The organism is Chlorogloeopsis sp. ULAP02 (assembly GCF_038404745.2).
Taxonomy (GTDB): domain Bacteria; phylum Cyanobacteriota; class Cyanobacteriia; order Cyanobacteriales; family Nostocaceae; genus Chlorogloeopsis.
The window spans coordinates 212,752-230,830 of sequence record NZ_JAYKTT020000002.1; the positions used below are offsets into that span (position 1 = coordinate 212,752).

The 18,079-nt window shown below is 42.7% G+C and carries 14 protein-coding genes; 7 read left to right on the forward strand and 7 right to left on the reverse strand.

Annotation, left to right across the window (positions count from 1 at the left end; all coding sequences use genetic code 11):
- Positions 1-70 precede the first annotated feature (70 nt).
- Positions 71-1,360 (reverse strand): sensor histidine kinase, encoded by a 1,290-nt coding sequence (locus U2718_RS03050; protein ID WP_341994958.1) that lies wholly within the window; start codon positions 1,358-1,360, stop codon positions 71-73.
- Positions 1,361-1,516: 156 nt separating this feature from the next.
- The gene (gene rppA, locus U2718_RS03055; protein WP_341994960.1) at positions 1,517-2,203 is read right to left on the reverse strand and encodes a two-component system response regulator RppA; all 687 of its coding nucleotides are present in this window, start codon (positions 2,201-2,203) and stop codon (positions 1,517-1,519) included.
- 70 nt (positions 2,204-2,273) lie between these two features.
- Here rppA and U2718_RS03060 point away from each other — a divergent pair, with 70 nt between their 5' ends.
- Together U2718_RS03060 and U2718_RS03065 are read left to right on the forward strand one after the other, a co-directional pair.
- Positions 2,274-2,666: a hypothetical protein gene (locus tag U2718_RS03060; protein WP_341994962.1), complete on the forward strand. Its 393-nt coding sequence runs from the start codon at positions 2,274-2,276 to the stop codon at positions 2,664-2,666.
- A 621-nt stretch (positions 2,667-3,287) separates the two neighbouring features.
- A complete protein-coding gene (locus tag U2718_RS03065; protein WP_341994964.1) occupies positions 3,288-4,070 on the forward strand; it encodes an SDR family NAD(P)-dependent oxidoreductase in 783 nt (260 codons plus the stop codon).
- Between the two features lie 171 nt (positions 4,071-4,241).
- On the opposite strand, the gene U2718_RS03070 is transcribed toward U2718_RS03065, so the two are convergent.
- Both U2718_RS03070 and U2718_RS03075 read right to left on the reverse strand, forming a co-directional pair.
- Positions 4,242-6,635 (reverse strand): PhoX family phosphatase, encoded by a 2,394-nt coding sequence (locus U2718_RS03070; RefSeq protein ID WP_341994966.1) that lies wholly within the window; start codon positions 6,633-6,635, stop codon positions 4,242-4,244.
- Between the two features lie 706 nt (positions 6,636-7,341).
- Positions 7,342-8,874, reverse strand: a complete 1,533-nt coding sequence (locus tag U2718_RS03075) for a YifB family Mg chelatase-like AAA ATPase (protein WP_341994968.1) — start codon at positions 8,872-8,874, stop codon at positions 7,342-7,344.
- Between the two features lie 66 nt (positions 8,875-8,940).
- Here U2718_RS03075 and U2718_RS03080 point away from each other — a divergent pair, with 66 nt between their 5' ends.
- From U2718_RS03080 to U2718_RS03095, 4 genes are all read left to right on the forward strand, one after another.
- Complete coding sequence (locus U2718_RS03080) at positions 8,941-9,291, forward strand: histidine triad nucleotide-binding protein (protein WP_341994970.1); 351 nt, start codon at positions 8,941-8,943, stop codon at positions 9,289-9,291.
- 319 nt (positions 9,292-9,610) lie between these two features.
- Positions 9,611-10,693, forward strand: a complete 1,083-nt coding sequence (gene psbA / locus U2718_RS03085) for a photosystem II q(b) protein (protein WP_341994972.1) — start codon at positions 9,611-9,613, stop codon at positions 10,691-10,693.
- Positions 10,694-11,095: 402 nt separating this feature from the next.
- Positions 11,096-11,155 carry a hypothetical protein gene (locus U2718_RS03090; RefSeq protein ID WP_341995125.1) on the forward strand — a complete coding sequence of 20 codons (60 nt, stop codon included), beginning with the start codon at positions 11,096-11,098 and terminating at the stop codon, positions 11,153-11,155.
- A gap of 96 nt (positions 11,156-11,251) precedes the next feature.
- Positions 11,252-12,421, forward strand: a complete 1,170-nt coding sequence (locus U2718_RS03095; RefSeq protein WP_341994974.1) for a homocysteine biosynthesis protein — start codon at positions 11,252-11,254, stop codon at positions 12,419-12,421.
- Between the two features lie 82 nt (positions 12,422-12,503).
- Here the strand turns inward: U2718_RS03095 and U2718_RS03100 are convergent, their stop codons facing one another.
- Positions 12,504-13,511: a hypothetical protein gene (locus U2718_RS03100; RefSeq protein WP_341994977.1), complete on the reverse strand. Its 1,008-nt coding sequence runs from the start codon at positions 13,509-13,511 to the stop codon at positions 12,504-12,506.
- Between the two features lie 376 nt (positions 13,512-13,887).
- On the opposite strand from U2718_RS03100, the gene U2718_RS03105 reads away from it, so the two are divergent.
- On the forward strand, positions 13,888-14,751 hold the full coding sequence (locus U2718_RS03105; RefSeq protein WP_341994979.1) for a tetratricopeptide repeat protein: 864 nt from the start codon (positions 13,888-13,890) through the stop codon (positions 14,749-14,751).
- Between the two features lie 371 nt (positions 14,752-15,122).
- Here the strand turns inward: U2718_RS03105 and U2718_RS03110 are convergent, their stop codons facing one another.
- Together U2718_RS03110 and U2718_RS03115 are read right to left on the reverse strand one after the other, a co-directional pair.
- On the reverse strand, positions 15,123-15,743 hold the full coding sequence (locus tag U2718_RS03110; RefSeq protein WP_341994981.1) for a TMEM165/GDT1 family protein: 621 nt from the start codon (positions 15,741-15,743) through the stop codon (positions 15,123-15,125).
- A gap of 576 nt (positions 15,744-16,319) precedes the next feature.
- The gene (locus tag U2718_RS03115) at positions 16,320-18,047 is read right to left on the reverse strand and encodes a succinate dehydrogenase/fumarate reductase flavoprotein subunit (protein ID WP_341995127.1); all 1,728 of its coding nucleotides are present in this window, start codon (positions 18,045-18,047) and stop codon (positions 16,320-16,322) included.
- Between the last annotated feature and the right edge of the window lie 32 nt (positions 18,048-18,079).

An 18,079-nucleotide genomic window follows, 5' to 3' on the forward strand; every position in this document is an offset into this window, starting at 1 on the left:
AACATCTAGTTTGCATATTGAAATGAGGCTAAACTCTTGTGGGGTGGACATCTTGTCGCCCATGTGCAGCTTATTTATCCACACGCGGAAGTTGGATTTCAAAGATTGAACCCTTATCCAACACACTATTTGCAGTAATTTGTCCTCCGTGTGCTTGAATAATTTGCTGGGCGATCGCCAATCCTAAACCAAAGCCTCCTGTTTGACGCGATCGCACAGTATCTACACGATAAAACCTTTCAAATATATGGGGTAAATCCTCGGCTGGAATGCCAATGCCATTGTCTTCTACTTGGATAATAGCTCGATAACCGCGCGACAAAAGTCGTAACTTGACAGTACCATCACTAGGGGTGTATTTGAAGGCATTAGTAAGCAAGTTGCTAACAGCTTGTCTTAACAAATCTGCGTCTGCTCTCAAATACAAGGGTTGTTCGGGAAGGTAAAATGTAAAATCGAGTTTTTTGGCAATAGCTTGTTTTTGGTATTCATCAACAAGCGATCGCATCAGTTCAACAAGATTAATATTTTTAAAAGTTGTAATCTCAAAAGGCCCCTCATGACGAGCTAAAAACAGCAAATTGCTAATCAAAGTACTCATCGATTTAGCAATTTCTTCTATTTTTTCCAAGCGAAAACGTTGCTCTGATTCATCATGTGGTGGCATCAATGCAACTTGTGCATTGCTTAAAACAGCAGCAACAGGAGCGCGTAATTCATGGGAAGCATCAGCAGTAAAGCGCTGTAGTTGCTCATAGGCACGACGAGTTGGCTGCATAGCCAGCCCCCCCAAAAACCAACCCGTAATACCAATCGCACCTAAAGTTACTGGTACACCTAGTGTCAAAAATAATCTAATTCTGTCTACACTTTCACGTAAGGGTGTTAAGGGAGCAGCAATTTGTAGGTAGCCAATTAACGCATTGTTTTGTATTACTGGTAACGTTAATTCTCGCAGCCATACTTTATTACTATTTGTATTGATTTGGTTACCGTTAATTTTAATGGTGTGGAAACCAGGGGCGATCATTAATCGTCTAGAAGGACTTGCACCGCTAAATCCTACTAATTTTTTCTTGGCATTGTACCAACGAATATATACAATCTGGCTACCTGATGATAAGCCATTGCCAAGAATGGGAATATCGTCTTGATTAATGTGCGATCGCTCTGCCCAGAGACGATACCGTGCATTTGCTGCAATTGATTTGCTTGTTGAGTAAAGTTCTTCATCAAAAACCTGAAGTTGTTCTTCTACTCCCAAGTAATAAGCTATGGCAGCAAAGACAATCAGGATACTCCCCATTGACAATGCAAATAAATAACCCAGGTTACGACGGCTACGAGCAAAGGCAAACATGGTTAGTCATTAGTCATTAGTTGGTGGTAGGGGCGGGTTTTTACAACAATCTCTCTAGGATGCCGAAATATCTAAATAAACCCGCCCGTATAGTGGTTAGTGGTTAGTAGGTAGTAATTTAGTTGTTCTCTCCTCATCTCCCCATCTCCCCCTCTCTCACTCCTCAGTTTTTTCTGGAATGCTCAGACGATAGCCCATACCGTAGACATTTTCTAGCCAATCTTTGGCTCCCACTGTTTGTAGTCGCTGTCGCAGTCTACGTACTAGTGTTGTGACAGCGTTACTTTCTGGTTCTGTTCCCCATTCCCAAAGAGCTTGTTCAATTTGATTGTGAGACAAAACTTGATGAGGATGACGCATCAAGTATTCCATCAATTGAAATTCGCGTCCAGATAGTTGAACAAGCAGCTGATTTCGCTCAATTGTCAGATTGTTCAAGTTTAAATGTAAATCTCCTAAGGAGAGAGTGTCTCCCTGCCAAAGTGGGGAACGCCTTGCTAAGGCTCTTACCCGCGCCAATAATTCCACAATATCTACTGGCTTTACCAAATAATCATCTGCACCTGCATCCAAACCCGTTACCTTATCTAGGGTAGTGTCTTTTGCGGTAAGCATCAGCACCGGAGCAGTTTTGCCTAAGCTTCGATATTCCTGGCACAGTTGAACCCCGCTCACCTTAGGAAGCATCCAATCTAAAATTAATAAGTCATAATCTTTTTGAGATAAAAGCCATTGCGCGGTTTCCCCATCTTCTACGGCATCAATGGTATGTCCTGCTTTTGACAGTGCCGATCGCAGTGGTTCTAATTGGGCTATATCGTCTTCTACCAGTAAAATCAACATAGAGCGATCGCTGCATTTATTTTTCTTTATCTTAGATTGGTTGACACTGAATCGTTTCTCTGGTTTGCTTATGCTCCAATCCCGATGGTTTAAAATTTTACATTCTTTGGGATTAGAATTTTGGTTACCCTTGCCACTACTCGGATTAGCTTTTTGGGTAGGCAGCGGATTTGTGATGGATTGGGTGATCAGTCGCTCTAACCAAACCACAAAATACTTAAAAGTTGATTATCAATCAACAAAGCAGCCTAACATAATTATTATGTCAATTAAGGCGGAAATAAATAAAAGTCAAGGTATTTCTAAAGTAACAGTGAAGACAGTTTCCTCTGTACTTCAAGCACTAGAATTTGAGTTTCCAATCACAGAATTAACTCAACTAGAAGCAGCTATTAGCCAAGAATTGAGATTGCCGATTGAGAATGTTAAAGAGTTAATGCAAAATAAAAACATAGAAAAATAAGAATACTTTAAAAATGGCATAAATAATTCAAGTACTAACTAATTTAGCTAATTGAATTTTGCTGATAATTAAACTTAAAAATTAGATTAATCACAATTAATATAAAGCATAAAACTTTAAAAAATTTCTCAAAATTAAGTTAGACATTTTTAAACAAGAACTATAAAAATTTATATAATTCTCCTACTATAGAAATCCGGTTTGATTTCTGAAAAAAATTAAGTATTTGTAGAGGAGGCAGTTTGTGATGCAGATTTTCTTCCCGCAAAACTGCCGTTGTGTTATGAATTTAGTCTCACGCACCCAACCCTTGAAAATGTTGCGTTAAGCTCCGCGATCACACACCATACATGTTTTTCAAAAATCAAATATGATTTCTATAGATATTTATGTAATTAGATAGAGAAAAATTTTATGCCATTAGAAATATGAATAATGGCATGATTTTATATTAAATAGCAGCCAGAAAGAACTAAGTTAGTGGTTGGTGAGTAGTGATTTATCTTTATAACCACTGTACGGGCAGATTTAGAAGATAAATTGTCAGTTTTAAACGAAATATAATCAGCAAAACCTGTCCTTACCAACTACTAATCACAAATCACCTCAAATAAAAAACTTATGCAACTCACAGGTAAAGTAGCGCTAATCACAGGAGCAGGCTCCGGTATCGCTAAGGCAACAGCAAAGCTATTTGCAAAAGAAGGTGCCAAAATAGGAGCCTTGGGACGTTCTCAAGACGAATTAGAAGAAACTGTCACCGAAATTAATAATAATCATGGCGAAGCAATACCTCTTGTTGCTGATATTTCGCGCCCAGAGGAAATGCAACAAGCCATTCAGACAATTATTGACAAGTGGGGACACTTAGATATTGTCTTTGCTAATGCTGGTATTAATGGGGTTTGGGCTCCTATAGAAGAATTGACACCTGAAGATTGGGACAAAACTATCAATGTCAATCTTAAAGGGACTTTTTTAACAGTTAAATATGCCGTACCTTACTTGAAAAAACAAGGTGGTTCGGTAATTATCACATCATCTATTAATGGTACGCGCACCTTTAGTAACACTGGAGCAACAGCTTATTCTTGTACCAAAGCTGCTCAAGTTGCTTTCACGAAAATGGTAGCGTTGGAGTTGGCGAAACACCACATTCGTGTAAATGTGATTTGTCCTGGTGCGATTGAAACAAATATTGACCAAAATACTGATAGGCAGGATCTCGAACAAGTGCAAGAACCAGTTGAATTTCCTGAAGGTGAAATTCCACTAACAAACGGCAAACCGGGAACATCTGAGCAGGTGGCACAATTAGTGTTATTTTTGGCGTCAGATGCTTCCAGCCATATCACTGGAACTGAAGTTTGGATTGATGGGGGAGAATCGTTGTTAAAAGCTTGATATTGTTAGTAGGTAGTAGGGGCGGGTTTAGAAGATAAATCATCGGTTTTAGCCGAAAGATAATCAACGAAACCCGTCCGTATAGTAATTAGTAGGAGTAGTTGCTTGTTTACCACTATCCCCTATCCACTAACCACTAACCACTATCCATTAACTACTATCCACTAATATTTATACAAAGCGATCGCTAGGCTGTTTGCGAACAATCCCTATCACTGCCGGGCGTGGTGCTCCTTGAGGATTGCCCTCAATATTGCTAGGCCAATTACTGCCAAGCGGTACACTGCGTTTTTGGTTGAACAGAGTACCATCTAAGTTCAACATCTCAATATCTCGGTTGAGGAGACGCTGAGAGTTAAACGGAACATTCTCACAGGGATGCTGCACAGAAATAATCAGTGTATCACCAACAAAAGTAGGCCCAGTCATCTCACAGCGAGGTGGCCCATAAGCAAAAGGTACAATCTCTCCAGCATTGGTGCCACTTGTAGGAACAAAGAAAAGCCAGTTATTGCCAAAAACCCCAACCAGGTTAGAAGTTCTAGCATTGAGATTAGAATCAATCTGACTGGGCGATTCTGCACCTACGACTGTATGTTCTATTGTTAATGGCTCTGGGTTAGCACCTTCACCAAAACCATTGTGAGCTTCAGTAGACATATCAGTAACGCCCCAAATATTACCTTGGCTATCAAAGGCAAGATTGTCTATATTAGCAAAGCCATCTCCCGGTTCTGCCCCTGCTTCCCCACCTTTAATAAATCGTTCCCAACGGAAGGTTGTACCTGTGCCATCGGAGCTATTTTCGATAATCTTAAAAAGCGCTCCTGAAGGTTGTGCAGCGTTAATGTCAGCACTGTATTTGGAAACTACAAAGATACGAGAATCAGGATATCCATCACTTCCTGGCGCACCATCTGTATAAGCAATGAATACTTCTTTAGTGCGGGGATGGACTTCTATGTCTTCAGGACGGGCGGTGGGAGTGCCGCCGATGAGATTAGCTGCCAAGAAAGCATCAACTAACACAGCGCCTTGGCTCGTGTAAAAATCTGATAGTTTTTTATCTTTGTAAGCAGGCAGAATTTCAGCTTCGTTAGTTGTATCAACGCCTACAAAAACACTAGCGTCTGCTGGATCTTCAGAAGGCCCAAAACGCCTAATAGGGGTACTACCATTCCTGGTAGCTTTACCTAATGCCGCAATTTCCACAGAAGCAAGTACCGACGGTGGAATAGGATTGGTAGGCGTATTTAATTCTAAAGGAATCCATTCACCCGTACCATCAGGATTATAACGGGCAACATACAAAGTACCATTTTCAAATAAGCGGCTGTTATTTTTATCGAAGAAAGAAGTGATTGTACCTTGGCTGACAAACTTCCAAGTATGTCCTCCGCGGCGATCATCACCTAGATAGCAAACTAAAGGTCTTCCTGGTTCCACGCGTAGGGCAATATTCTCATGGCGGTACCGACCTAAAGCAGTATGTTTGCGAGGGCGGAAATTCGGATCGGCTAGATCAATTTCTACCATCCAACCATATTTTTCGCCAACTAAGCCGAATGCCTCCCCAGTAGTACCTTTTGTGTAACGCGTCTGTGTTCCATTGTTATTTACAGGTTCTGTTACACCCACAAAAAAGGTTGAACTAGCTTGGAAGTTCTCTTCAGCAGACAGAATAGTTCCCCAAGGAGTTGTACCGCCAGAACAATTGTACCCAGTACCGATAATTTTGTTACCTAATCCATCAGAACTGAGAGGAAAGACTTCAGTCGCAGCAAGTCCAGTACCAATTAAATACTTGTCGTCTCCCTTCTGGTAGCTTTTGGAACCCCAAGCAGTAACTTTTTCATAACCATCAGTGCGTTGACGATTGATACCTAAACCGGACAATCCATGAATGCGCCGATTTTTGGGATCACGAACAACGGCAAAACGTCTATTGGAATTAGAGCGCGAAATACGTACTACAGAACCACCAAGGTTATACATGAATTCACCCAAGACCAAAATATTAGTTTTGTCTTGAGGTAAGTCTTGTCCAACTACTAATGAATATGTTTCAGGAAATTCCGCCAAATTACTGGGAGTGCCAGGTGCAACAGTAGAAATTGGATAGGAGACGTATTCATGATTGTTCCAGAGATAGCCATCATTGAGGTTATTGCCATCTATGGGAATAAAAGTTGTGTAATCGCTGTTGTAGCCAAAGTAATCTTCTTGATTGGGGAAAACGCGATCGCCCCAACGCACAATCACATACCGTTCATATTCCGGTGGTACAACAACATCATCAATTACGGTGTAGCTATTTAAGCGTGCATCATCAGAAGGTTCTAATACGTTTCCCTGCTCAATTCCTATAGGTAAGTAGCTTTTTTGCTGTGTATAAATCGGTAAAGTATGGGGCAAACGTACTGGGGTAAAATTTAAGGGTTTTAAACCGCCATTAGTACCAAGATTATTGCCAAAAGCTTTTTCTGCCAAAGCAGGAGCTAGCACAGCTGCGCCAGCACTTGCTCCAAAAAAAGCCAGTATTTGCCTCCGCGTAAATTTAGACATTAAAGCTCCTCTCAATAAGAATAGCCAGAATTATTCAGCCTGAAAATATTTTTTGCTTGCAAGACTGTAGGGATAAACGGAAGCAAACACGATAAATTGACCAATTTCTAATTGGTAGAAATTTTGGTAATTTTTTGCAATTAACCTATATCTAAAATTAGGTTAATATTTTGTTAAAAGCTAGATGTGTTCAGAAAAAAGAGTAATACATCTATTAACAATACTAAAAGTGCTATTTCAATTTATAAATATCCATTTATAGTTTTGATTAAACATCATCCTTTTGGAATATTCAATATCTTATTCAAAAGTTTGATTTACTATTTATTAATTAAAATTTGATTATTCCTTAGTCAAGTTTTAACTTAGGATTAACAATTTTATTGTTAAAAGTTCAAATTATAGGAAAAGCAAAAATATAATTGTTAGGACTTACGCCAAATTCCTCTCAAACCCTCTTTTCTCCGTGTTCTCTGCATTGCAAGTCTCTTAACCCGCAAGGGCGCACTGGCTTCTGTGCGGTTAATTATTCCGTAACTCATGCGTAAGTTCTGATTGTTTGAGAAAAACAAATAAAGGTGAAAACATTACTTGTCAGATCCTCAACTGACTTCTCTAAGAATTCGAGGATCTGTGTTTTTAGTTTATTTATTGTGGCTGATTTAATATGACATAGCCAATAGGTGAAGGACAATTCTGATCGTCCTCATTGCATTCTATCTATCGTGCGATACTGAATCGCTTCCGCCAGATGATGGACTTGCAAGTTCTCATCTCCCGCCAAGTCTGCAATTGTCCGCGCGACTTTGAGAATGCGATCGCTTGCCCTAGCCGACAGTCCTAATTTTTTAATTGCCCCTTCTAATAAATTCTTTCCAGCATCATCTAACTCGCACCATTTTTGCAGATGACGACTCTGCATTTGTGCATTGCAACGCAGATTTGGTTGCGATTGAAAGCGTTCACAAGCGCGATCGCGTGCTTTTTGTACTCTTTCTCTGACTACTGTTGATGATTCCCCTGTGGGCTGATGAGTAATTTCCTCTGGTTTTAAACGATTCACTGCAACTTGCAAATCAATCCGATCCATTAAAGGGCCAGACAACTTCGCCCAATATTGTTCTCTTTGGCGTGGCGAACAGGTACACTGTTGGATCGTATCGCCATAATAACCGCAAGGACAAGGATTGGTAGAAGCCACCAAAGTAAACTGGGCAGGAAACATTACCGATTGTCTAGTACGGGAAATGGTCACAAAGCCATCTTCTAAAGGTTGGCGCAAAAATTCTAAAACATCACGTTTAAATTCTGTTAACTCATCTAAGAAAAGTACACCAAGATGTGCTAAAGAAATTTCTCCAGGACGGGGAAAGCTACCACCACCAACAAGAGAAGGGCCAGATGCTGAGTGATGCGGGCTGCGAAAAGGGCGATCGCATACCAACGAGCCTCTGTTTTTCAATAAACCAGCTACCGAATGAATACGAGTTACTTCTAAGGCTTCTGAAAAAGACAATACTGGCAAGATTCCAGGTAAACGCCGTGCCAGCATGGTTTTACCACTTCCAGGCGGCCCGACAAAAACTAAATTATGCCCACCAGCAGCAGCAATTTCTAAAGCACGACGAGCATGAGCTTGTCCTTTCACGTCCTGTAAATCCACACTCTGTAAATATGTTGTATGCAACCTCTCTTCAGTACTATCCAATTGCACAGGCTTGTAACGCCCTGGATTATTTAAAAAATCAGCTACATCTGACAGATTTTTAAAAGCATAAACAGCCAAACCTTCCACCAGAGCAGCTTCTTGGGCATTATCAGCAGGAACAACCATACTTGTAATTCCCATTTTTTGAGCAGCCGCAGCGATCGGTAATACTCCAGCTACCGCACGCAAACTCCCATCCAAAGAAACTTCGCCTAAAAAAAGATAATCTTCCAATAACTCAGCTTTCACTTGCTCAGAAGCTGCCAAAATTCCCACACTTATAGGTAAATCAAAACATGGGCCTTCCTTGCGTAAATCAGCAGGTGTCAAATTAATCACAATCTTTCGCATGGGAAAGGCAAAACCTGCATTTTTTAAAGTCGCCTTCACCCTCTCCTTGGATTCTTGCACAGCACTGTCAGGCAAACCCAATACAACAATTCCCGGCAAACCGCCCGAAATATCGACTTCCACACCTACTTTAATGGCGTCGATACCTACAATCGATGCACTCCAGACTCTGGCAAGCATTAGCTGAAATTTTTGTAATCACACTAAACATGACAAAATCTCTAGCAGATGCAAAGGTAAATTGGCATGAGTGAAACTACAGAGACAATTTTTAGCAAAATCATTCGTCGAGAAATTCCAGCCAATATTATCTATGAGGATGATTTAGCGCTGGCATTTACAGACATCAATCCCCAAGCACCCGTTCACATCCTCGTTATTCCTAAAAAACCTATTCCCAAATTAGCTGATGCTGATGCTGAAGATGCTGCCCTTTTAGGACATCTTCTACTAACTGCAAAGCGCGTTGCCGAACAAGCTGGGCTATCAGAAGGCTATCGCGTTGTGATTAACACTGGTGCTGATGGTGGTCAAACAGTTTACCATTTACACTTGCATATTTTAGGGGGAAGACATATGGCATGGCCTCCTGGTTGATATACAAGTAGATCCGGTATGGAACTCCCAGTTTTCTAAATCCCCACTAAGGAGCCTGTGCGCCTTTAGTGGTTTCCTTTTCATCGCCATTAGTATTGGCAAATAGAAGCAGTAAGGTAAACAACTAAACTAAATTTCTCAAAATATGAGATCCATAGATAATAGTCTATTTAATTTTGTTATTTATTTGTTTAAATGCTATAAATAAAAACTAATCAAAAGCCTTTACAAAACTCAACCTTTCCTCTAATATTAGGACACACGTAAGTAGATTGACTTACATTCAAGATTTTTCAAAAAATCTAGCACTTATAAAATAATGACCACAACCCTACAAAGACGCACAAGCGCCAACGCATGGGAGCGGTTTTGCGAGTGGATCACCAGCACGGACAACCGTTTATACATCGGTTGGTTCGGGGTGTTGATGATCCCAACCCTGTTAGCCGCTACAACTTGCTTCATCATCGCCTTCATCGCCGCACCACCCGTAGACATCGATGGCATCCGTGAACCAGTAGCAGGTTCCTTGATGTACGGAAACAACATCATCTCTGGTGCAGTAGTACCTTCTTCCAACGCCATTGGTTTGCACTTCTACCCAATCTGGGAAGCAGCATCCTTAGATGAATGGCTCTACAACGGTGGCCCTTACCAATTGGTAATTTTCCACTTCTTGATCGGTTGCTTCTGCTACCTCGGTCGTCAGTGGGAATTGTCCTACCGCTTAGGTATGCGCCCCTGGATTTGTGTAGCTTACTCTGCTCCATTGGCATCTGCAACCGCAGTTTTCTTGATCTACCCCTTAGGTCAAGGTTCCTTCTCTGACGGAATGCCTTTGGGAATCAGTGGAACCTTCAACTTCATGTTGGTGTTCCAAGCCGAGCACAACATCCTCATGCACCCCTTCCACCAACTCGGTGTCGCAGGTGTCTTCGGCGGTAGCTTGTTCTGTGCAATGCATGGAAGTTTGGTAACCTCTTCTCTGGTACGTGAAACCACCGAAACCGAATCTCAAAACTACGGTTACAAGTTCGGTCAAGAAGAAGAAACCTACAACATCGTTGCTGCTCACGGTTACTTCGGTCGCTTGATTTTCCAATACGCTTCTTTCAACAACAGCCGCTCGTTGCACTTCTTCTTGGCAGCTTGGCCGGTTGTATGTATCTGGTTCACTGCTCTGGGCATCAGCACGATGGCGTTCAACCTGAATGGTTTCAACTTCAACCAGTCTGTGATTGACTCCCAAGGTCGTGTCATCAACACCTGGGCTGACATCATCAACCGCGCTAACTTGGGTATGGAAGTCATGCACGAGCGTAATGCTCACAACTTCCCTCTCGACTTGGCTAGTAGTGAATCTGCTCCTGTTGCTCTCAGCGCTCCTGCTATCAACGGTTAATTCTGAAGTTTAAATTAAATCGAAGACGCCCTTGATGAAGAGGGCGTTTTTTATTTTTAATAGTATTAAATATCTAAACAAAATTAATTACCATTCTCTATACTGTTCCCTGTTAACCTACCTCTACCACTGGCGACATTAGCTAGAACTAAATCACCTAGAGCCTTGTTAGAAAAAGTCGTGGCTGCTGTGGATATGATTGAAGAAACACAAGAACGACAAAATATATCGGCTTGTACACAAATTCTGGCTAGCTTACGGTTTAAAAAAGATTTGAGTCGACAGCGATTTAAAGGGGAAATTATGCGATAATCTGTCATCTACCAAGAGATTCTCCAAAAGGGTTTACAACAAGGCAAACAAGAAGGAAAACAGGAGGAGGCACTAACACTTATCCTGCGTCTGCTTACTCGTCGGCTTGGCACTATCGACTCTCAAATAAAACAAAAAATACGTGGTTAGAAGATTTGGGTGAAGTACTATTGGATTTCTCTGGCGAAACTGATTTAATCAGTTGGGTGAACACCCATTTATAAGTAGAAATACACTACTTAAAATATGCGAACAATTGCGGAAGTAAACGAAAAAATCAGCCGCAAACGAGCTGTAGTATGGACTGTTGAAGAATTAAAAGCAAAAGTTGCAGAAGTAGGTGTAACTAAAGTTGCTAAGGAAGTTGATGTTATTACTACTGGCACTTTTGAGCCGATGGAATCTAGTGGCGCAATTATTAATCTCGGACATACTGATCCTCCAATTAAAATTCGTCGCTGTTGGCTAGATGGTGTACCAGCATATCCCGGTTTTGGGGCTGTTGATTTATATTTGGGTGCAAGTTCTGCTGTGGAAGCAACCGAGGGGGAAGAAGTTCGAGAACATGGCGGCGGTCATGTTATAGAAGATTTGATCGCAGGTAAACCTGTTCAAGTACGCGCCCAAGGGCAAGTAACAGATTGTTACCCTAGAGCAACCTTTGAAACCACAATTACTCGCGATACTATCAATCAGTTTTATTTATTTAATCCTAGAAATCTTTATCAAAATTTTATTGTCGGGGTCAATGGAGGCGATCGCCCGCTATTTACCTATCTTGGGCCTTTGCAACCACGTTTGAGCAATGCAGTTTACTCTAACCCTGGTGCCATTTCTCCCCTGATCAACGACCCCGATCTACAAGTTGTTGGGATTGGTACGCGGATTTTCTTAGGAGGTGGGATTGGCTATGTAGCATGGGAGGGTACGCAGCATTTTCCACTACAAAAGCGTTTACCCAATCGTACACCCATTGGCCCAGCCGCGACTTTAGCTTTAATGGGTGATGCCAAACAAATGAATCCTCGTTGGGTGCGGGGTTGTTATTTCAAAAATTACGGACCTTCTTTGATGTTAGGTGTGGGTGTACCCATTCCGGTATTAAACGAGGAAATAGTAACTAGGTGCGCAGTTCAAGACAAAGACTTGGTAGCACCAATAGTAGATTTTTCCATTCCCCGGCGAGTACGCCCTACCTTTGGTTTAGTCAGTTACGCCCAACTCAAATCCGGACGAATTTTGATTGAAGGCAAAGCAGTACGTACCGCACCTCTTGCTAGTGTATTTCTCTCCCGGCAAGTCGCTCAAGAGTTAAAAGAGTGGATTGAAGCAGGCAACTTTACCCTGACTGAGCCAGTTGCCTCGATTCCGATGGAGCGGTCTTTTCTTCCCCAAGATCGCTGGACAGAGTTTTAAGCCAGGACGCGGAGAGAGGAAGACGCAAAGACGCAAAGAAAGAATAGTCCCCGCGTCTGGTTGTCACCGCGTCCCCGTGTCCTTACTGCTCAGGTGGTTTTGGTCGTTTGACAGGTTTAGGAGTGACACCTTTTGGTGTTGGTTTTGTTGGCGAAGAGTCACCTACTTTTTTATTTGGACGTGGGGTTTCTCCAGGTTTTCTGGGAGGATATGGTTTTCTGCTACCACCACCAGGACGTCCTCTACCTCCTCGGAATGGCGGTCTTCTGCCACCGCCTTTTTTAGGTAAGTTAGCGATCGCTTCACCGTGTTCTATAACCAAGCATTCGCCTTCCCGCATGACTTGTAAATCCCAAAACTTTCCTACAGCTTTGGCATCAAGGCTACCCTTAAGCTTCAATTTAAAATACTTAGGCTTGTCATTTGGCTTGCGGGGGGATTGCTTAATCTTGATTACTAAATTCCCAGTATCGTAAGACTGGTAAACTATTTCGCCACGAACAGAAAAACCACCATCTGGAATCTCTGTTGAGGGTGTGAAATCATCTATATTAGGTTCCGACTGCTCCGATAAACTAGGATTTGGCGGCGGTTCCTCTGCTAAGGTTAAATCTTCCTGCTGTTCAGCTTTCGCCAGGTTTTCTGGCTCCCAAACCCCGACAATCTGGAGATGTAAATTGTCGTTCTCTTGGCGGGTGCGCGGATAGACTACCCATAGATGCTCTTGTTCTAAGTCAAGATGATTTTTGACTAAACTCATAATTCGACCTAGAAGCACAGCATCAAGTTTTGTGTCATCTGCGGTCAGCATTACACCTTGAGTAAATTGTTCGCTGCTAGCAATGTAACGACCTCGGACTAAACCAATTGCTCGGTACTGCATCGGTTCGCTGGGAGGCGGAATCGGATGCTGCCGATTCACAAAGTTTCCATCATCACTGGCAGTATTGCTTGGTGTATCAGGGGAGTTCTCTGGCTGAGATACTTCAGCTGCTACATCTACATCAGCAGTTGCCTGTTGATTGATCTGGATTTCACCAGAATTTGTCGAATTTGATGATTCAGGGGACGGCATCAGGTCGGAATTCATAGAAACTCCTTGGAGCGGAGACACATCCCAATTGTGGGATTTTACTAAAAAAGTGAAAAGAACATTTGTGTGACTGATCGAAAGTATATTTCCTTTCTAAACAGCCACTTCAGTTTGCCCTGCTATCATACTGAAAGATGCGATTTTTCGCATACACATACTAAATGTGTAATTTAACGCCTTTACACTAGTTTCGGAAGCATACCATAGCTACAATTTAGGCGGTTCTTAGTAAATTCATCACTTGCTTGGGCAGTGTAAATGAGTATTTGTTATAAAGTTCACAAATCATTCACAGTATTCCGCAAAGTTTTTCAAAGTTTTAACTTTCTCTTTTTCTGTAAACGATAGTCTCATTAGAATTAAGGACGGTTTTGTGTCTCAGTCACGTAATCGTTGGTTAGTTAAAGTCGTGTTAGTGCTGTCAGTGATTGGTTTTGTTGGGGTATCTATGGTTCCGATCATAGCTGCGTTTAGTGATACGCAATATTCCCGCCAAGACTTCTCCAGCACCAAAGCAACTTCTTCCTCCGACCAAAAATCGAAGCTGGAAGATGCAGCTCGGGGTTACGAACAGGTTTTGCAGCGAGAGCCAGAAAACCAAACAGCGCTGCGAGGCTTACTGGAGACACGTTTGCAATTACTGAGTTTAGGTGCAGGTGAAATTCAAGGGGTTATTGAACCTCTCGAAAAATTAGCCAAGCTGAATCCAGAACAGACTAAGTACGCCATACTACTAGCGCAGGCAAAGCAGCAAATCGGCGATAAAGAGGGTGCCGCCCAAGCTTATCGCTCCATTTTGGAAACTAAACCAGGCGATGTTAACGCTTTGCAAGGGATGATAGCTCTCTTGCTAGAGCAAAAACGCCCGGAAGCAGCTATTGGCTTATTACAAGATACCCTCTCTAAAGCTACTCAGGCAAATAAAATTGAATCTGGTAGCGTTGATACTATAGCTGTGCAGGTAATGTTGGGTAATCTTCACGCCTCTCAAAAGCGCTATGAGCAAGCCTCGCTTGCATACGATCAAGCAATTAAAAGTGCTCCTAGTGATTTTCGCCCTGTTTTGGCAAAGGCGATGGTTTTAAAAGAGCAGGGCAAATCGAAGGAAGCTCAACCTTTATTTAGTAAAGCTGCGACTTTAGCGCCTGCTCAGTATAAAGACGAAATTAACAACAGAGCAACTGAAGCCACCACTCCCGCACCGGCTGCTTCTTCAACGCCTGCACCCAAACCTTAAAAGAGGACACGGGGCAGGGGAGACAACCAGACACGGGGAATATTTTTGATAATTTCTCCGCGTCACCCTCCGGGTACTCTACCAGAAGCCGCCTTTCAGGCGTCTACGCAGTTCCTACCCTACGGGAAGGCGTTCCGCCTACAACGGAGGGAAGCTCCCTCAGGGTTCGCCAGTTCCCCTACCCTTACGGGAAGCCCTTCGGGTTCATGGGTTCGCAATCGTGACGGAAACCGCCAAGACTGCGACCCATTCACCGCTACACGTCTACGTGACGGGAACCGCCAGGACGGGGACTGGACTCACCGCAACGGACTGCTCACCGCGTTTTTCCCTCTTTGCGTCTGAAGTTCTCCGCGTCTCCCACTCTTTCTTCATGCTCCTTCTAAAGCAGCAACAATACCAAATATAATAAACAGGCATCCGCCGACAAAAGTGAGAATGCGTTCGGAAATTCGTCCTGCCAACATTCGTCCGCCAAGAACAGCGATCGCTGCACAAATGGCGTGTCCTAAAATTGCACCGATAGTTACCCCAATGGGGTTATTGCTTGCTGCTAAGGCGATAGTGGCAAATTGGGTGCGATCGCCCCACTCAGCCATAAATGTTAATAAAAAAGCTTCTAAAATAATTGCCCAAGAAGTTTTTTGCTTTGGCAATTTCTTCTCTGCCTTGGCAACAGCATCTTTTGCCTCTTCTACAACTTCTGTAGCGCAACTAGAAGCAGGCATCTTACTGGCTTCGTACAACAGCTTTATACCAAAGGCAGTAAATAAAACAATTTCAGCGTAGTAGATGTAAATTTTCGGCAGCAAGGACGCTGCTTGTCCCAATACTACAGAAAGTATTGTCATTGCCGCCAAAGCAGCTGTCACTCCCGCAAATACTAACCGTCGGGAATGCTGCATTGATAAAATCACGGCAATAAAAAAAGTTTTATCCCCTAACTCAGAAATTGTAATTAGTAATAAACCTGCGGTAAAAGCTGTTAGCACTCTCTCAAGCTCCTAAAGAATTGTTTACCTGAGGTGCGAAGCTCGATGAGAGATGCAATACTTCACCAAGCTCCACACTGCTTTGTGTGAACTTAGTGAAGGTCTCGCTTCCAATTAGCTAATTCTTATTTGCTTGCTTGTCATCTGAACCAGGCTCATCGCCAGCATGTTGATTCAGATGTACTGGCTATAGTTTTTGCCAGCAGCTACTCCCCTTCTATTATTAGGTAATTATACATCTATCTAAAGTTGTGGTAAAGGGATTAGGAATCTTTTCCTTAAAACGCTTGGAACTTAAGTACCCTAAGGGTAGACACGTAGTGGATAAACGCAAGTAGCCGCCTTTAGGCGGCTACCAGGTTGATAGCTCAAGTCTATTAAAACGGACTGAAAACTTTATACGATTTCCCTAAATTTTGGCTACAGATGGAAAAAGGTTTGTAGTAGCGCTTAAGCGCTACTACAAACTATGTATAGCCTTGATTTGGAGAATTGGTATTACTGAGTCTGATCAAGCAGACTTTAGCTTTAAGCCAAGAAATTGATTTCTTGGCAGACAAGAGTACAGAACTCTAGCTAATATTTCCTCTCCTGTGGTTGAAACCTAGTAATCGTCACTGGGCGATACTGAATATCAATTCCTGCTGGTGAATAATAAGCCATTGTGTGTTTTAAGAAATTCACATCATCTCGCTCTCGATAATCCTCACGAAAATGAGCGCCACGACTTTCTTGTCGATTAAAAGCTGAGGACAAAATTATCTGCCCTACTACCATCAAACTTTGTAGTTCTAGCGCTTCTACGATTTCGGTATTCCAGCAATCACCTTTATCGTCTAAATAAATTTCCGTATATTGTTGTTGCAATTCTTGTAACTTTTGCAATCCTTCACGCATTAATTCTTCAGTCCGGAAAACACCGCAATATTCGGTCATTGTATTCTGGAATGCTTGACGAACTTGGTTAATGCGGTACTTTCCAGGCTGATCTAGTAGGGATTGCAGTTGTTGCTGTGCTTCGCGGAGGTAACGTTGTTCATCCACAGTGGGCAATTTGCGGTTTTCTACATATTGAGCGATCGCTGCACCTGTTCTGCGTCCGTAAACTACACATTCCAACAGAGAATTACTACCGAGGCGATTGGCACCATGTACGGAAACACAAGCACTTTCACCAGCAGCGAAAAAGCTTTCTACCAAATTGTCGCCACTACTGCGGACTTGCCCATCTGTGTTAACGGGGATACCACCCATGCAATAGTGAATGGTGGGACGAACGGGCATTGGTTCTGTCACAGCGTCAACACCGACAAGGCGATGAGCTTCTTCCCAACAGAAGGGAATACGGCTCATAATTTTTTCCTTGCCCATATGACGTAAGTCAAGATAGACAAAAGGCCCTCCAGCACTACCATCAAGATAAATACCACGCCCGGCGCGAATTTCATAAGCGATCGCCCGTGAGGTAATATCACGCGGGGCGAGTTCCATCCGACTAGGAGCATACCTCGCCATAAAGCGTTCTCCCTCACTATTAATCAGATATGCCCCTTCCCCACGCACCGCCTCCGAAATTAGCACTCCTACCGGATACAACCCTGTGGGATGGAATTGCACAAATTCCATATCCTCCAAAGGCAAACCAGCAAGTGCTGTCATTGCTAGACCATCACCTGTGGAAGCATAATCATTTGAGGTAGTATTGTATACTCTTCCATAACCACCAGTAGCAAACATCACAGCTTTGGCGCGTACTACCTCAATCCGCCCATCGAAAATGTGGTACATCACCACTCCCTTGGCCTGATTATCTTCCAAAATCAAGCGCATTACGTACCACTCTTGGTAAATATGTACACCATATCGCCGCAAATTATTTACCAATTCGTGTAAAATTGCGTGACCGGTTTTATCGGCAGCATAGCAAGTCCGGTTGTGAGAATGCCCACCGAAAGCGCGTTGGGCAATGCGTCCATCACTCAAGCGCGAAAATAAAACACCCATGTGTTCTAAGTCAATAACCACATCAGGGGCTTCACGGGTAAGAATTTCGACTGCATCTTGATCTGCCAAATAGTCGGAACCTTTGACAGTATCAAAAGCGTGTGCCTCCCAACTATCAGATGAGTCAACATTTTTCAATGTCGCGGCGATCCCACCTTGGGCAGCAACTGAGTGAGAACGAATTGGATGGGTTTTGGCAACCACTGCTACATCCAAGCTAGGATTACTCCTAGCAATTTCCACTGCCGCTCGACATCCAGCCAAGCCGCCCCCAATAATAATGACATCATGTTCGAGCATAATCAGCACCAACAGCACCTTTGCTGTTCTAT

What these genes read in the sequence shown, in the direction of transcription:
- U2718_RS03070 (WP_341994966.1), bottom strand. Translation starts at nt 6,635, where the DNA reads ATGTCTAAATTTACGCGGAGGCAAATACTGGCTTTTTTTGGAGCAAGT.
- U2718_RS03080 (WP_341994970.1), top strand. Translation starts at nt 8,941, where the DNA reads ATGAGTGAAACTACAGAGACAATTTTTAGCAAAATCATTCGTCGAGAA.
- U2718_RS03100 (WP_341994977.1), bottom strand. Translation starts at nt 13,511, where the DNA reads ATGAATTCCGACCTGATGCCGTCCCCTGAATCATCAAATTCGACAAAT.
- psbA (WP_341994972.1), top strand. Translation starts at nt 9,611, where the DNA reads ATGACCACAACCCTACAAAGACGCACAAGCGCCAACGCATGGGAGCGG.
- U2718_RS03095 (WP_341994974.1), top strand. Translation starts at nt 11,252, where the DNA reads ATGCGAACAATTGCGGAAGTAAACGAAAAAATCAGCCGCAAACGAGCT.
- U2718_RS03115 (WP_341995127.1), bottom strand. Translation starts at nt 18,047, where the DNA reads ATGCTCGAACATGATGTCATTATTATTGGGGGCGGCTTGGCTGGATGT.
- U2718_RS03065 (WP_341994964.1), top strand. Translation starts at nt 3,288, where the DNA reads ATGCAACTCACAGGTAAAGTAGCGCTAATCACAGGAGCAGGCTCCGGT.
- U2718_RS03050 (WP_341994958.1), bottom strand. Translation starts at nt 1,360, where the DNA reads ATGTTTGCCTTTGCTCGTAGCCGTCGTAACCTGGGTTATTTATTTGCA.
- U2718_RS03075 (WP_341994968.1), bottom strand. Translation starts at nt 8,874, where the DNA reads ATGCTTGCCAGAGTCTGGAGTGCATCGATTGTAGGTATCGACGCCATT.
- U2718_RS03060 (WP_341994962.1), top strand. Translation starts at nt 2,274, where the DNA reads ATGCTCCAATCCCGATGGTTTAAAATTTTACATTCTTTGGGATTAGAA.
- rppA (WP_341994960.1), bottom strand. Translation starts at nt 2,203, where the DNA reads ATGTTGATTTTACTGGTAGAAGACGATATAGCCCAATTAGAACCACTG.